The sequence below is a fragment of the Albidovulum inexpectatum genome, assembly GCF_002927635.1.
GTDB lineage: Bacteria > Pseudomonadota > Alphaproteobacteria > Rhodobacterales > Rhodobacteraceae > Albidovulum > Albidovulum inexpectatum.
The window spans coordinates 44624-58730 of the sequence record NZ_PRDS01000002.1 but is presented as its reverse complement, the minus strand read 5'-3'; the positions used below and the strand labels follow the sequence as shown (position 1 = coordinate 58730).

The window sequence follows — 14107 nt, the reverse complement described above, 5'->3', positions numbered from 1 at the left end:
TGCGCATGGTTGCAAACCGTATCGACAGCATTTTCCGCCGCTTGCGGGGGGCATCGATTTCGTGTTGAGTGCCGTAGGCGACGTCACAATGTCGCACCGGGCACTTGCACGCGGTTCATTCCCGCGATGCGCCGGCAAGAATAACACGCTGCACAGGGTAGAACGGCAATGGCCGGCTTGTCCTCGACCGACCGAAGCACCGAACGCGAAGCGGGTTCGCGGCGCTTCGTCTTCCTTCTTCTCGACCAATTCACGATGCTGTCATTTGCCTGCGCGATCGAACCCCTGCGCCTGGCAAACCGGGTGCTGGGCCGGCAGGCATATGTCTGGAAACTCGCCGGCGAAGGGGGCGAAGAGGTCAAATGCTCCAATGGCGCGGCATTCCGGCTGGACATGGGGCTGGACGAGCTTGAGCGCGACGACACCGTCCTGGTATGCGGCGGGGTCGATGTTCAGCGCGCCACGACCAAGGCTGTCCTGAACTGGCTGCGTCGCGAGGCGCGGCGGGGTGTCACGATCGGCGGTCTTTGCACGGCCGGCTACACGCTTGCCAAAGCCGGGCTTCTGGACGGCAAACGCGCCACGATCCATTGGGAAAACCAGGACAGCTTTGCCGAGGAATTTCCCGATGTGATCTTGTCGAAATCCGTCTTCGTGATCGATGGCAACCGCATGACAACGGCCGGCGGGACAGCCTCGATCGACATGATGCTGAAGATCATCGCCCGCGATCACGGTGAAGATGTCGCCAATACCGTTGCCGATCAGCTGATCTATTCCTCGATCCGGACCGACCAGGACACCCAGCGGCTGTCGATTCCCACCCGAATCGGGGTGCGGCACCCGAAGCTGGCCCAGGTCATCAAGATGATGGAGCAGAATATCGAGGACCCGATCAGCCCCGCCGATCTGGCCGAGCGCGTGGGCATGTCCACTCGCCAGCTGGAACGCCTGTTTCGGCGCTACCTGAACCGCAGCCCGAAGCGATATTACATGGAGCTTCGCCTGCAGAAGGCGCGCAACCTGCTGATGCAGACGGACATGAGCGTCATCAATGTCGCATTGGCCTGCGGCTTTGCCTCGCCCTCGCATTTCTCGAAATGCTATCGGGCGCATTACCAGACGACCCCCTATCGCGAACGTGGCACGCAAGGTTCGGGAACCCCCAACCCCCGCCTTTCGGTCTAGGACACGTGTGCAGCGCTTGACACTTTTCTTTTCCGCGGCCGCGCTCTAACGTGCCAGCCGCAATTGTTCCAACAAGGGAGAACAACGAATGAAAAAGCTGCTGACCGCAACCGCGCTGATCGCGCTGAGCGCCGGTGCCGGCATGGCCGAGGACGTGAAGATCGGCATCATCCTGGGCTTCACCGGCCCGCTGGAATCCATCACGCCGGCGATGGCCGCGGGCGCGGAACTTGCCATCAAGGAAGTCAACGATTCCGGCAAGTTCATGGGCGGATCGACCGTCACGCCGGTGCGCGCCGACTCGACCTGCATCGACGCTGCCGCCGCGCAGGCTGCCGCCGAACGGCTGATCACGACCGATGGCGTCAAGGCGATCATGGGCGCCGACTGCTCGGGCGTGACGGGGGCGATCCTTGCCAACGTCGCCAAGCCGAACGGCATCGTCATGATCTCGCCCTCGGCAACTTCGCCGGGCCTGACCACGGTCGAAGATGACGGGCTGTTCTTCCGCACCGCGCCTTCGGATGCCCGTCAGGGCGAAATCATCGCCGAGGTGCTGAAGGATCGTGGCATCAACTCGGTCGCGATCTCGTACACCAACAACGACTACGGCAAGGGCCTGGCCGACGCGATCGCCGCGGCTGTCGAAGCCATGGGCGGGACGGTCACGATTTCCGCCGCCCACGAGGACGGCAAGGCCGACTATTCGGCCGAGATCGGCGCGCTGGCATCGGCCGGCGGTGACGCGCTGATCGTTGCGGGTTATGTCGATCAGGGTGGCTCGGGCATCATCCAGGCCGCGCTGGACACCGGCGCCTTCTCGACCTTCGTTCTGCCCGACGGCATGTATGGCACCGTGCTGGAAGAGAAGTTCGGCTCGATGCTGGATGGCTCGTTCGGCACGGTTCCGGGCACCGACAGCCCCGGCGGATCGACCTTCCTGGAACTCGCCGCGGCGAATGGCCTGGACGGCACCGCCTCTTACGCGCCCGAGAGCTATGACGCCGCCGCGCTGATCATGCTGGCCATGCAGGCCGCCGGTTCGACCGAATCGAAGGACTTCAAGGACAAGGTGATGGACGTCGCCAACGCTCCGGGCGAGCCGATCTATCCGGGCGAGCTGGGCAAGGCGCTGGAGCTTCTGGCCGCCGGTCAGGACATCGACTATGTCGGCGCCTCGGCGGTCGAGCTGATCGGACCGGGCGAGGCGGCAGGTTCGTATCGCGAATACGAATTCAAGGACGGCAAGATCACGACCGTCGGCTATCGCTGATCGGTCATAATCGAACAAAAAAAGGTCAGTCCGGGCAATCCGGGCTGACTTTTCGTTTGACAAAACGTCATCTGGAAGCGAGTTGAACGCCCCAAAGCGGGGGACAGGAATGATCGTCGTCGAGAATCTGCACAAGCACTTTGGCAGCTTTCGCGCAGTGGATGGCGCGTCGCTGAAGATCGAGAAAGGCTCGATCACCGGTCTGATCGGTCCAAACGGGGCGGGTAAATCCACCCTGTTCAACGTGATCGCGGGTGTCTACAAACCGACTTCGGGCCGCGTCATCATGGATGGCGAGGACATCACGGGGTTGCCCCCGCATGAGCTTTTTCACAAGGGGCTGCTGCGAACTTTCCAGATTGCGCATGAATTTTCCTCGCTGACCGTGCGCGAGAACCTGATGATGGTTCCCGCCGGCCAATCGGGCGAATCCCTGTGGAACACGTGGTTTCACCGTCGCCGCATCCGGCAAGAGGAAGAAGCCCTGCGCGCCAAGGCGGACGAGGTTCTGGAGTTCCTGACGATCGCCCATCTTGCCGACGAAAAGGCGGGAAACCTTTCGGGGGGGCAGAAGAAGCTTCTGGAGCTTGGCCGCACGATGATGGTCGATGCCAAGGTCGTCTTCCTGGACGAGGTCGGAGCCGGCGTGAACCGCACGCTGCTGAACACGATCGGCGATGCGATCGTGCGTCTGAATCGCGAACGTGGCTATACGTTCTGCGTGATCGAACACGACATGGATTTCATCGGTCGCCTGTGCGACCCGGTCATCGTGATGGCCGAGGGCAAGGTGCTGGCCGAGGGTCATCCCGACGAGATCATGAAGAACGAAGCGGTGATCGAGGCCTATCTGGGCCGCGGTCTGAAGAACAAGGTCAAGGCAGAGGCGCAGGCATGAGCTCGACGCAGAACCCCTGGCAGGAAGATCGCGGCAACAAGGATCGGTCGATCACCCGCCCCGGCGGATCCGAGATCATCGACCCCGAGACCGGCCATGAGGCGCACCCCGCGCCGGGCACGCCGTTCCTCCTGGCCGAGAACATGACCGGCGGTTATGGCGCCGCCGATATCCTGCACGGCTGCACGCTGAAGGTCGAAAAGGGCCAGATCGCGGTCATCGTGGGGCCGAATGGCGCAGGCAAGTCCACCGCGATGAAGGCGGTCTTCGGCATGCTGAAGCTGCGCCAGGGGCGGGTCGTTCTGGACGGCAAGGACATCACGCATCTGTCGCCGCAGGATCGCGTGGCGCATGGCATGGGATTCGTTCCCCAGGTCAACAACGTCTTTCCGTCCATGAGCGTCGAGGAGAACCTCGAAATGGGCGCCTTTCTTCGTCGGGACGATTTCCGCGAAACGATGGAGCAGGTCTACGATCTGTTCCCGGTCCTGAAGGAAAAGCGTCGCCAGCCCGCGGGCGAGCTTTCCGGCGGTCAGCGCCAGCAGGTGGCCGTGGGTCGCGCCCTGATGACGCGGCCAAAGCTGCTGATGCTTGATGAACCGACGGCCGGCGTATCGCCGATCGTGATGGACGAACTCTTCGATCGCATCATCGAAGTTGCGCGCACCGGCATTTCGATCCTGATGGTCGAGCAAAATGCCCGCCAGGCGCTGGAGATCGCCGACATGGGCTATGTCCTGGTCCAGGGCGCGAACCGCTATACCGGGACGGGTCAGGAATTGCTGGCCGATCCCGAGGTGCGGCGGACGTTCCTTGGTGGCTGATTTGCAAACCGCTCAACGCTCGAGACGGGGCATCGGGACATGCGCGAAAACGGCCGCACGATCCGGGGCCAAGCTTCTGCCGCATTCGGCCCCAATTAGCTGAAAGCACTCAAAGCAACTTACGCTCAATCACATCGGACCAGGCAGACATGAAACATCTTGCGACATTGGCCCTTGTCCTGTGCCCCGCATTCGCGCAAGCGGGCGATCTGGCGATCGAATGTGGAACGCCGGACCCGGCCAAGCCGGAAATGGGCGCCCATCTGATCCTGTTCGACGGGGAAAACAAGGGCCGCATCGTCCTTGGCGATCAGGAGTTCGAGGCGATGGTGCTGCCGGGTCTGGAAGGCGCGGTGACGTTCCTGCATATCGGCGATGGCTTTACCTTCCAATACGCGGTGAATGTCCAGGAAGGCCGGTACGATTATTCCGCATCGGGCAGCCGTCAGGGCAATCGTCGCGGCGAATGCCGCGTTCTGGAGAACTGATATTGCTTTCCATGGCCGTCGAAACGACCGCCAGCGGTTGCAGGCTGGCGGTTTTGTGCTAATCAGCGCCAAACACGGCATCCGGGTAACAAGAGAGAAAGCGGGGGGCTGATGGATCTTCTGAACGCGATCGTCGTGCTGTTGAACTTCGTGGTCATTCCGGCCGCATCCTATGGCGCGCAGCTCGCGCTTGGGGCGCTGGGTGTCACGTTGATCTATGGCATCCTGCGGTTTTCCAACTTCGCCCATGGCGACACGATGGCCTTTGGCACGGCAATCGTGATCCTGGTCACCTGGGCGATGCAGGCGGCGGGGATCGGTCTGGGTCCACTGCCCACGGCGCTGTTGGCCCTGCCCTTCGGAATCGCGGCGACGGCCGCGCTGGTCCTTGCGACCGACCGCGTCGTCTATCGTTTTTATCGCCGGCAGAAGGCGGCGCCCGTCATTCTTGTCATCGTGTCGATGGGGGTGATGTTTGTCATGAACGGCGTGACCCGCTTCATGATCGGCGTCGACGAAATCCGCTTCGAGGACGGCGCGCGCTTTCTGATCAACGCCACCGAGTTCCGCAAGATGACCGGCCTGAAGGAAGGTCTGGCCTTCAAGACCTCGCAGGCGCTGACAATCGTGACCGCCGTCATCGTGGTGGCGGCGCTGTTCTGGTTCCTCAACCGCACACGTACCGGCAAGTCGATGCGCGCCTATTCCGACAACGAGGATCTGGCCCTGCTGTCCGGGATCAATCCCGAACGCGTGGTCGCCGTGACATGGATCATCGCGGCGGGTCTTGCCGTCATCGCGGGCACGCTCTACGGCCTCGACAAGGCCTTCAAGCCGTTCAACTATTTCCAGCTTCTGCTTCCGGTCTTTGCCTCGGCGATCGTGGGCGGCCTTGGCAATCCGCTGGGCGCGATCGCGGGCGGCTTCCTGATTGCCTTTTCCGAGGTCGGCCTGACCTATGCCTGGAAGAAGGTTGCGACCTATGTACTGCCCGAGTCGCTTGCGCCTGACGGGCTGCTGCAGATCCTGTCCACCGACTACAAGTTCGCCGTCTCCTTCGCGTTGCTGGTCGTCGTTCTGCTGTTCAAGCCCACGGGGCTATTCAAGGGGAAAGCGGTATGAACCTGCGCAATATCCTGCTGTTTGCCGCCGTATTCGGCCTGATCGTGATCGAGGGCATGACGGCGAGCTGGAACACCGCCCTTGGCATCCTGAACATGGGGCTTATCTCGGCCATCCTTGCCCTGGGCGTGAACATGCAATGGGGCTATGCCGGATTGTTCAACGTTGGTGTCGTCGGTTTCGTTGCGATCGGCGGCCTGGCCCCCGTGCTTGTCGCGATGCCACCGGTGCGCGAAGTCTGGACAACCGATGGCGCCTACAGAATTTTCTTTGCGCTAATGGTTGGTGCTGGCGTGATAGCGGCCGCGATCTTCCTGAACCGTCGCCTGAAGGGGCGCATCCGGGCGCTGGCGATGACGGTCACCCTGATCGCCGGCTATTTCGCCTATCGCGCGCTGCTCGACCCGGCCGTTGAATTCGTCGAATCCTTCGAGCCCTCGAAATACGGAAATATCGGAGGTCTTGGGCTTCCGGTTCTTCTGGCCTGGCCTGTCGGCGCATTGTTCGCGGCCGGGGCCGCCTGGGCGATCGGCAAGACCGCGCTTGGCCTTCGCTCGGATTACCTGGCGATCGCGACGCTGGGGATCGGAGAGATCATCATTGCCGTGATGAAGAACGAAGACTGGCTGGCCCGCGGCGTGAAGAACGTCATCGGCATTCCCCGCCCCGTACCGTACGAGGTGGATCTGCAACAGGATCCGGGCTTTCTTGAATTCGCCGCCAGCATGGGGACGGACCCGATGACCGCATCGACCATCGTGGTCAAGCTGCTCTATGCGGCCCTGTTCGCGACCGTTCTTCTGGTCTTGATCTGGGGGGCCGAGCTGTCGCTTCGTTCGCCCTGGGGGCGCATGATGCGTGCGATCCGCGACAACGAGATCGCGGCCGAGGCCATGGGCAAGGATGTCACACGCCGCCACCTGCAGATCTTCGTCATCGGCTCGGCCATCTGCGGCCTTGCGGGGGCCATGATGGTCACCCTGGACAGCCAGCTGACGCCGGGTACCTACAACCCGCTGCGCTTTACCTTCCTGATCTGGGTGATGGTGATCGTGGGCGGATCGGGCAACAACTGGGGTGCAATCCTGGGCGGTTTCCTGATCTGGTTCCTGTGGATCAAGGTCGAACCCTGGGGCCATGCCCTGATGGGGCTGATCACCTCGGGCATGGCGGACGGCGCCCTGAAGACCCATCTTCAGGAAAGCGCGGCCCATATGCGGCTATTGACGATGGGCCTGGTCCTGCTGCTGGTCCTGCGCTTCAGCCCGCGGGGCCTGATACCCGAGCGCTGACGACATCGCCGCGCCACAGGCCGAATTCGATCTGGTCAAACCAGATCCGGTCCTGGGGCGCGGCTTCGATGCTCATCTTTTTCATGGGGCCGACCAGCATGCCATCGGGGTGTTGCGACAGCCAATCCTTTGCATCCGGGGCGCGCAAAACTTCTACCGGTCTTGTCAGCCGCGCCGAAAAGTTGAACTCGGCATTGTAATCGATCCCCGCAACGGCAATTGGCCCATCATGCGCGGCCATTCTTGCGGCGACAGGCTTGGGATCGTAGGCAGGGTACAGCCTGCTGCCGAGGATCAGGCCATGCGCGGCCAGCACAAGACCCAAACCCGAGACCGCCATGCCGCGCAGACCGCCCATTCGCCACGACAGGGTGGCAACAGACAGACACACGATGCCGAAGGCCACGAAAGCCCATTCCGGGGTCAGAAGATCCGGCTGGTGTGTCTTGATCGCGCCGAAAGCCGCCGCAAATCCCACCAGGGAAACCGCGAGCAGCCCAAGCGGGGCGGGATTGCGACCCGCCTCGGTCTGCCCCCATGCCCGCGCCACCAGCAGGGCAAAAGCCCCAAGTTCGGGCAGCAGGTAATGCGCCTGCTTGGATGAAATCACCGAAAAGATCACCAGGGCGGCCGCGGCCCAGATCATCAGCAGCCGCGATGCGTTGTCATGGCGCAGGCCACCGATCGCGCGCCACATTCGCGGTGACCAGCCCCACGGAAACAGCAATATCGGAAGGGTCGCGAGGAAGAACCACACAGGGCGATCATGGGCCATGCCGCCCGCCACGCGATCGGCCGTCTGGCGCCACAAGAGCTCTTCGCGATATTCGGGCGACCCGGTCCACAAGGCCGGGACGAGCCAAAGCGCCACGACAGCCGCGGTGATCAGGAAGGAAACCGTCAGGCCAAGGGCAAATGCCGTCGCACCGGGGCGGCGCGTGGCCCACAAAGGCATCAGCACGACCGCGGGCAGGATGTGAACGAATATCACGGGTCCCTTTGCCAGCACTCCGGCCCCCAGAACAAGTCCAATCAAGGCCCAGTTTCGCACCCGGTGATCGCCCTGCCCGATACGCCAGATCAGTCCGACGCCCAGGACCGAGGCCAGCATCAGCATCGTGTCGAACATTTTCGCGCTGGCATAGATCAGGAACACCGAAAGGCTGGAAAGGATGATCCAGACCCGGCGATCGATGCCAGGATCATCGGGCCAGAGCTGTCGCGCCAGACGCGCCGCCGAGGCAACAGACACGACCCCGATCAGCGGCGCGACCATCCTTGCGGGAAACTCGGCCATACCGGTCAGCATCCAGACCAGGTTGATCAGCCAGAACAACAGCGGCGGCTTGTGTGTGTAGAGATCGAAATTGCGGGTCAGATGAAACGGATCGCCCGACAGGTGCATTTCCCATGCCACATCCAGATAGCGCGTCTCATCGACGGGCAACAGGGGCCGCGCAAGTACCAGCACAGCAAACACACCAGCCAGCGCAAGCGCGCGCCAAACGTTTGAAGAAATCCGCACCCCAGCCTCCGATCTCCGGATATGTCCTGTCAGCTTGTAGAAAGGGACCGGCAACATCATAAGCGGCTTGCACGAAGGGAAAATGCGCCACCCATTACGGACGCGCGCCTCGGCCCGCGCGCAAACCTTTGGAACAATCGACAGCGCCCGATCGGGAACCGGCGGTTCGAGGCCAGCCGCCGCAGCCAGGCCCGTGATTTTGGGGGGCGATCACAGATCGGAGGTCAATTTCCTCATCCCTGCCGAATGACGGGGGGAACGTCTCCGCCCACCCGAGGGCGATGAAATCACGAACGCCAAGCTTCTTCGTCGCATGGCGTGGATACACAACGGATCGGGCTCCGGCTTGGCCATCGCCTTCGCCTCGAACAGGCCAAGGACGGCGCGGAAAGCGTCAAGCGGTTCCACGGTCTTTCGCTGCCAGCGCAGGTTCGGGGGCTACGGGCGGGATGGAGATACCGTATGCGGGCATATCGCATTGCAGCCTATGGAAGCCGGCGTCGGCGTGATACTCGTTGTGCCACGGCGGACAGAACCCGCGAAGGGCACGGACAGGCAACAATTTGGCACTCATGGGCAGCGGGGCTCGGGAACACAGTCAAGCGGACGGGAAGTCACGATCCGCGCAAGCAAGGCAAGATCGTCTGTTCGCTGTCTTTCAGCCTCCTGTCCCCCTGCCGAGGACACGGCGCTGCCAAAGTCTTTACGGCGCCGCGGCACAAGCCGATAATCGGTTGAGAGGGCGGCGCGTCCTGCATGGTGGTGAGTACGAATGCCAGATGTGGTTATCCTGATTCCGGCGGCAGGCAAGTCGAGCCGCATGCATGGCCATGACAAGCTGACGGTGGAAATCGATGGCCGTCCATTGTTGGCGCGCGCGGCAGCCGCGGCGCGGGCTACGGGGGCCGAGGTGATCGTGACGCTTCCGGCGGCAGGTCCTCATATGGCAACAAGACGCGCTGCACTGGCCGGGCTGGATGTGCGCGTTGTGCAGATCAATGACTTCCAGGATGGCATGTCCGCCAGCCTGCGCGCGGGTGTCGCCATCGCCGGATCGGCCGAAGGGCTGATGGTTCATTTGCCGGACATGCCGGAGCTGACCACACAGGACCTGCGTCGCGTCATTTCCGCATTCGCGTCGAATCCCAATCGACCCGTGCGAGGCGCCGAGGAAACCGGCCGGCCGGGTCATCCGGTGATCCTTCCGCGGCGGCTGTTCCAGGAAATTTCGGTTCTGGCGGGCGATTGTGGCGCCGCACGCGTCCTGCAGGGCGAAAACGTGCTGCTGGTTCCCCTGCCCGGCCGTCATGCAACCACGGATCTGGACACCGAGGATGACTTCAAGCGATGGTTTTCCCGCAGGCAGGATCAGGCATGACCGCAAAGCCCAGCGACACGGAAATGAAGCCGTAGCAGACCGGCCGACAGAGGGTCAGGCCGCCTTCCCTGTCTCGTGACGCATGTTGGACGGGGTCCAGCACAGGCGCGCGGGTGAAAATTTGTCAGCGAAGGCCGGATTCGCAAGTTCGGGGAATATCGCCAGAATTTCTTGCCGCTGCGCGTCATGAAGCCCGGCGATGGCATCCCTGCACGGATGAAAGCTTTCAGACCAGCAACCATTCGACAGAATGATCTCATGCCCGTCGAAAAGGATGTGGTAATATACGACCTCATCCAGATCGGCCCGCCTTGCGCCGATCGCCTGCATCGCATCAACCGCGGCAACAAGGATCTCGGTTTCGTCCGAAAGCTGTTTCGCGGCGTTTCCGGACAGCAGGATCCGGTGCTGCGGACTGACGATCAGATCCGTCGCCGGGACACCCTGGCCAAGCGCGCCGGCAGGAATCAGGATCGGGCGCAGTTCCGGATGTTCGACAAGAGCATCGCAATCGAACCTTCGCGCGCCTATCCAACGGATCGGCCTGTAGCCCCTGTCGCGCGTCAGAACGCGGTCGCCTACGCGAAGGTCTTCAATCCGGATCGATCCGCGATCGGTCGCAATCATCGTACCCGCAGTGAAACACGGGGTGCGGGGCACCTCGCGCATGACTGCGGTATTTCGTTCAAGCATCACACACCCAACAGAAATCAAACTACCAACACCCGCGTCTTTCATATTTTTTCAACACCCAAATAGTCAACCACATAGCCAGGATTCGGTTGCGGCATCAGTGAATTGTCCACGCCACCTTTACTGGAACAAGTTGAGAACACGTTATCGCGCAAATCGGACTGGAATATGGCGCGAGCAAATGACCTTACGTCGTTTCCGTTTCGCCTGTGCGCATTCGGAGATCGACAGCATGCTCGAACGGTTCAGACCGCGGACGGGCTGCATTTTCTCACCTGATGTACAGAGCCTCCCGATCCGCTTCGGGACCGAGAGGGCTCTGACGACCACCACCACTCATGCGCCATCGGACGCATGGTTTGATCCTAGCCATGTCGCTTGCCGCACGGAAGCGAATAGAACCGCGAATGTAGCAATTGGATGGATTATTACCCCCATATACGTGGACAATGCCACAATGTGAGGGTGGATCGACCAATGCACACCAAGAAGGCGCGCCGACTTTTTATACGTTTTATCAATAGAATGGCAGACCAAGCCATCGCACCACTTCACCATTCCAAAGAAAGACCTGTCTTTTTCGACAGGCTATTGTCGCCAAACTGAAAACTATTTGGCATTGAGCCCTGCAGCGCGCCACATTCAACCCAGCTGCACTTCGCAGGAAACTGTCACAGCCACAGGTTGGGCGTCGGCAAGCGACTGGCCGGGAAAATTCCCCCACGACGGCGAATCACATTGTCGTTCGGATGTGGTGCCCGAGGCGAGACTCGAACTCGCATGCCTTGCGGCGGCGGATTTTGAATCCGCTGCGTCTACCATTCCGCCACTCGGGCCCGGTGCCTCATCTATCGCGCGGCGCGCGCCATGACAAGCGGCTTCACGGCATCACAGGCTGCTTGTCCCGAATGTATCGCAGTCGGCCACGTTACCCGAGGAAAAGCCACGTGCGAACCACCGCTGCCGCTGCTCCGAGGTGCCATGGGTAAAGGTATGGGGCATCGGGGTCCGTCCGGCATTGCGCTGCAACGTGTCATCACCAATCTGCCGCGCCGCGTTCATGGCCTCGGCGATGTCCCCACGCTCAACGGTGCCTAGGCGACCGGCGGCGTGATGGGCCCAGACACCCGAAAGACAATCCGCCTGGAGCTCGACCCTGACCGAAAGCGCATTCGACTGCGCCTTGTCCACGCGCTTTCGCATTTCGTTGACCTGTTCAAGGATGCCCAGCTCGTTCTGCACGTGATGTGCGATCTCATGCGCCACGACATAGGCGGCTGCAAAATCTCCCTTTGCACCCAGTTTCCGCGAAAGCGTGACAAAGAAATCGGTATCCAGATAGGCCTTGCGGTCGGCCGGGCAATAGAATGGCCCCGTCGCCCCCGAGGCACCGCCGCAGGGCGACTGCGTGACACCCTTGAACAGAACCAGTGTCGCCGGGCGATACTGCCGCCCCAACTGGTCGGCGAAAATGTCGGACCAGATCTGTTCGGTGTCCGCCAGGACGACCGACACGAACTCGGCCCGCTCCTCGTCGGCCTGCGTGATCGTGGCCGAGCTGCCGCCTCCGATCGATCCTCCTTGCTGCAGCAACGGCGTGACGTCGACGCCAAGGAAATAGCCGATGGCCAGAACGGCGAGAACGCCGCCCAGCCCAAGCCCGCCAACCGCCCTGCCGGCCGATGCACGCCTTCTGTCCTCGACATTTCGGCTGCCACGCCGCCCCCGCCATTTCATCCCGTGTCTCCCGTCTGCTGCCGGCCATTCAGGGCCATTCAGGGCCATGAGTGTCACGCAAACGAACCCGTTTCCAACCCGAATCGTTCCGCAGCTTCTTGACCCTTGTCGCAGGTCGTGCCCTAAGAAGGCCAGTTTGCGTTGGGCATGAAGGGGCGGCAATGATCCGCGCATTATATGACTGGACGATCCGGCTCGCGGATCACCCCCATGCGCTCTGGGCGCTTGGGGCGGTGTCCTTCATCGAAAGCAGCTTTTTCCCAATACCGCCCGACGTGCTGATGATCCCCATGATCATTGCGCGGCCCTCGCGGGCATGGCTGATCGCGACCGTCGCGCTGGTGACGTCCGTCCTGGGCGGCTTGTTCGGCTATTTCATCGGCTGGGCGATGTGGGACAGCCTCGGTCGGCCGATCCTTGAATTTTATGGCAAGACCGAGGCTGCGGATCTCTTCGCCGACCGGTTCAATGCCTATGGTGCCTGGGCCGTCCTGATCGCGGGTGTCACGCCCTTTCCGTTCAAGGTCATCACGATCGTCTCGGGATGGACGGGGCTTTCGTTGCCTGTCTTCGTCGTATCGGCCATCGTGGCGCGCGGCCTGCGTTTCTTCGTGGTCGCGGGTCTGTTGTGGAAGTTTGGCCCTCCGATCCGCGATTTCATCGAACGTCGCCTTGGCCTGATGTTCACGCTGTTCGTCGCGATCCTTCTGGGTGGCTTTGCATTGGTGAGGTATCTGTGACACGCAAGGGACTCGTGCTGATTGCCGCCGGCGGTTCCGCCGCCCTGCTGGCCGGCGCCTTCCTGTTTCAAGCCCTTGGCTATGCGCCGTGCAAGCTGTGCCTGTGGCAGCGCTGGCCGCATGCGGCGGCGATCGTGGCCGGTCTTGCCTTCTTCGCGACGAATGCCCGGTTCCTGACCTGGATTGGTGCGCTTTCCGCGGGCCTGACCGGCGCAATCGGCATCTATCACACCGGGGTCGAGCTGCGCTGGTGGGAAGGTCCTTCGACCTGCACATCGTCCGGCAACCTGTCCGGTTCGGCCGAGGACCTGATGCGCCAGATCATGGAGGCCCCGCTGATCCGCTGTGACGAAGTCGCCTGGTCGCTGTTTGGCTTGTCGATGGCCAGCTGGAACGCGATCCTGTCCTTTGCGCTGATGGCCGTGTGGATCATGGCCGCGCGCCGGGGCGCGAAAGCCTAGCGTCGTCCCGCCCGCCGCGTGGTCAGCATCAGGTTGGTTTCGGACGAGGTCACGCCCTCGATATTGCGAATGCGCGCCAGCACGGCGTCGAACTCTTCCAGCGTTCGCGCCCCGATCTCGGCGATCAGGTCCCACCGCCCGTTGGTCGTATGAACGGCCTGAACCTCGGGCATGCCCAGCAGCCGGGCCGTGATGCGCTCGGCGCCCCGCCCCTCGATCCCGATCATCATCAGCCCGCGCACCGGGGCCTGGGTCACGTCCCCGCGGGTCACGACCGTGAACCCCTGTATCTCGCCCCGCGCCTGCAGTCGTTCCAGCCGCGCCCGCACCGTTGCGCGCGCCACCCCCAGACGCGCGGCAAGTTCGGACAGCGACGCCCGCCCGTCGCGCCGCAGGGCCGCGATCAGGGAATGGTCGATCTCATCCAGTTCGGTCATCTCTTCTTTTCACTTTGCCCAACACCATGCACGATTTGAACAAGGATTTGC

General features: G+C 62.2%; 14 protein-coding genes and 1 tRNA gene. 10 read left to right on the top strand and 5 right to left on the bottom strand.

The genetic code is table 11. The annotated features are described in order from the left end of the window. Positions 1 to 168: 168 nt before the first annotated feature. From LV82_RS03610 to LV82_RS03580, 7 genes are all read left to right on the top strand, one after another. Positions 169 to 1188, top strand: coding sequence for a GlxA family transcriptional regulator (locus LV82_RS03610; protein WP_104069369.1), 1020 nt, complete (start codon positions 169 to 171; stop codon positions 1186 to 1188). Between the two features lie 88 nt (positions 1189 to 1276). Further along, positions 1277 to 2461, top strand: coding sequence for an ABC transporter substrate-binding protein (locus LV82_RS03605; RefSeq protein ID WP_104069368.1), 1185 nt, complete (start codon positions 1277 to 1279; stop codon positions 2459 to 2461). A gap of 109 nt (positions 2462 to 2570) precedes the next feature. Continuing rightward, positions 2571 to 3359, top strand: coding sequence for an ABC transporter ATP-binding protein (locus LV82_RS03600; RefSeq protein WP_104069367.1), 789 nt, complete (start codon positions 2571 to 2573; stop codon positions 3357 to 3359). Next, complete coding sequence (locus tag LV82_RS03595) at positions 3356 to 4183, top strand: ABC transporter ATP-binding protein (RefSeq protein WP_104069366.1); 828 nt, start codon at positions 3356 to 3358, stop codon at positions 4181 to 4183. The genes LV82_RS03600 and LV82_RS03595 overlap by 4 nt, the downstream gene beginning before the upstream one ends. Before the next feature lie 149 nt (positions 4184 to 4332). Then, complete coding sequence (locus tag LV82_RS03590) at positions 4333 to 4671, top strand: hypothetical protein (RefSeq protein ID WP_104069365.1); 339 nt, start codon at positions 4333 to 4335, stop codon at positions 4669 to 4671. Positions 4672 to 4782: 111 nt separating this feature from the next. After that, a complete protein-coding gene (locus tag LV82_RS03585) occupies positions 4783 to 5793 on the top strand; it encodes a branched-chain amino acid ABC transporter permease (protein WP_104069364.1) in 1011 nt (336 codons plus the stop codon). Beyond that, positions 5790 to 7085 (top strand): branched-chain amino acid ABC transporter permease, encoded by a 1296-nt coding sequence (locus LV82_RS03580; RefSeq protein WP_104069363.1) that lies wholly within the window; start codon positions 5790 to 5792, stop codon positions 7083 to 7085. Before LV82_RS03585 ends, LV82_RS03580 begins: the two co-directional genes overlap by 4 nt. Here LV82_RS03580 and LV82_RS03575 read toward each other — a convergent pair. Further along, positions 7054 to 8610: an ArnT family glycosyltransferase gene (locus tag LV82_RS03575; protein WP_170063345.1), complete on the bottom strand. Its 1557-nt coding sequence runs from the start codon at positions 8608 to 8610 to the stop codon at positions 7054 to 7056. The two genes, LV82_RS03580 and LV82_RS03575, sit on opposite strands and share 32 nt — an antisense overlap. A gap of 772 nt (positions 8611 to 9382) precedes the next feature. Between LV82_RS03575 and LV82_RS03570 the strand changes: the two genes are divergently transcribed. After that, positions 9383 to 9988 (top strand): nucleotidyltransferase family protein, encoded by a 606-nt coding sequence (locus LV82_RS03570; RefSeq protein WP_104069361.1) that lies wholly within the window; start codon positions 9383 to 9385, stop codon positions 9986 to 9988. A gap of 54 nt (positions 9989 to 10042) precedes the next feature. Here LV82_RS03570 and LV82_RS03565 read toward each other — a convergent pair whose 3' ends face one another. The 3 genes from LV82_RS03565 to ypfJ form a co-directional block, all read right to left on the bottom strand. Beyond that, positions 10043 to 10726, bottom strand: coding sequence for a Hint domain-containing protein (locus tag LV82_RS03565; protein ID WP_104069360.1), 684 nt, complete (start codon positions 10724 to 10726; stop codon positions 10043 to 10045). Between the two features lie 707 nt (positions 10727 to 11433). Further along, positions 11434 to 11517, bottom strand: a tRNA-Leu gene (locus tag LV82_RS03560). 52 nt (positions 11518 to 11569) lie between these two features. After that, positions 11570 to 12418, bottom strand: a complete 849-nt coding sequence (ypfJ, locus tag LV82_RS03555) for a KPN_02809 family neutral zinc metallopeptidase (RefSeq protein ID WP_104069359.1) — start codon at positions 12416 to 12418, stop codon at positions 11570 to 11572. A gap of 161 nt (positions 12419 to 12579) precedes the next feature. Between ypfJ and LV82_RS03550 the strand changes: the two genes are divergently transcribed. Then, a complete protein-coding gene (locus LV82_RS03550; protein WP_104069358.1) occupies positions 12580 to 13158 on the top strand; it encodes a YqaA family protein in 579 nt (192 codons plus the stop codon). After that, positions 13155 to 13619 carry a disulfide bond formation protein B gene (locus tag LV82_RS03545; protein WP_104069357.1) on the top strand — a complete coding sequence of 155 codons (465 nt, stop codon included), beginning with the start codon at positions 13155 to 13157 and terminating at the stop codon, positions 13617 to 13619. The genes LV82_RS03550 and LV82_RS03545 overlap by 4 nt, the downstream gene beginning before the upstream one ends. Here LV82_RS03545 and LV82_RS03540 read toward each other — a convergent pair. After that, the gene (locus tag LV82_RS03540; protein WP_425427727.1) at positions 13616 to 14056 is read right to left on the bottom strand and encodes an Lrp/AsnC family transcriptional regulator; all 441 of its coding nucleotides are present in this window, start codon (positions 14054 to 14056) and stop codon (positions 13616 to 13618) included. The two genes, LV82_RS03545 and LV82_RS03540, sit on opposite strands and share 4 nt — an antisense overlap. Positions 14057 to 14107 lie beyond the last annotated feature (51 nt).

What these genes read in the sequence shown, in the direction of transcription:
- LV82_RS03610 (WP_104069369.1), top strand. Translation starts at nt 169, where the DNA reads ATGGCCGGCTTGTCCTCGACCGACCGAAGCACCGAACGCGAAGCGGGT.
- LV82_RS03605 (WP_104069368.1), top strand. Translation starts at nt 1,277, where the DNA reads ATGAAAAAGCTGCTGACCGCAACCGCGCTGATCGCGCTGAGCGCCGGT.
- LV82_RS03600 (WP_104069367.1), top strand. Translation starts at nt 2,571, where the DNA reads ATGATCGTCGTCGAGAATCTGCACAAGCACTTTGGCAGCTTTCGCGCA.
- LV82_RS03595 (WP_104069366.1), top strand. Translation starts at nt 3,356, where the DNA reads ATGAGCTCGACGCAGAACCCCTGGCAGGAAGATCGCGGCAACAAGGAT.
- LV82_RS03590 (WP_104069365.1), top strand. Translation starts at nt 4,333, where the DNA reads ATGAAACATCTTGCGACATTGGCCCTTGTCCTGTGCCCCGCATTCGCG.
- LV82_RS03585 (WP_104069364.1), top strand. Translation starts at nt 4,783, where the DNA reads ATGGATCTTCTGAACGCGATCGTCGTGCTGTTGAACTTCGTGGTCATT.
- LV82_RS03580 (WP_104069363.1), top strand. Translation starts at nt 5,790, where the DNA reads ATGAACCTGCGCAATATCCTGCTGTTTGCCGCCGTATTCGGCCTGATC.
- LV82_RS03570 (WP_104069361.1), top strand. Translation starts at nt 9,383, where the DNA reads ATGCCAGATGTGGTTATCCTGATTCCGGCGGCAGGCAAGTCGAGCCGC.
- LV82_RS03565 (WP_104069360.1), bottom strand. Translation starts at nt 10,726, where the DNA reads ATGAAAGACGCGGGTGTTGGTAGTTTGATTTCTGTTGGGTGTGTGATG.
- ypfJ (WP_104069359.1), bottom strand. Translation starts at nt 12,418, where the DNA reads ATGAAATGGCGGGGGCGGCGTGGCAGCCGAAATGTCGAGGACAGAAGG.
- LV82_RS03550 (WP_104069358.1), top strand. Translation starts at nt 12,580, where the DNA reads ATGATCCGCGCATTATATGACTGGACGATCCGGCTCGCGGATCACCCC.
- LV82_RS03540 (WP_425427727.1), bottom strand. Translation starts at nt 14,056, where the DNA reads ATGACCGAACTGGATGAGATCGACCATTCCCTGATCGCGGCCCTGCGG.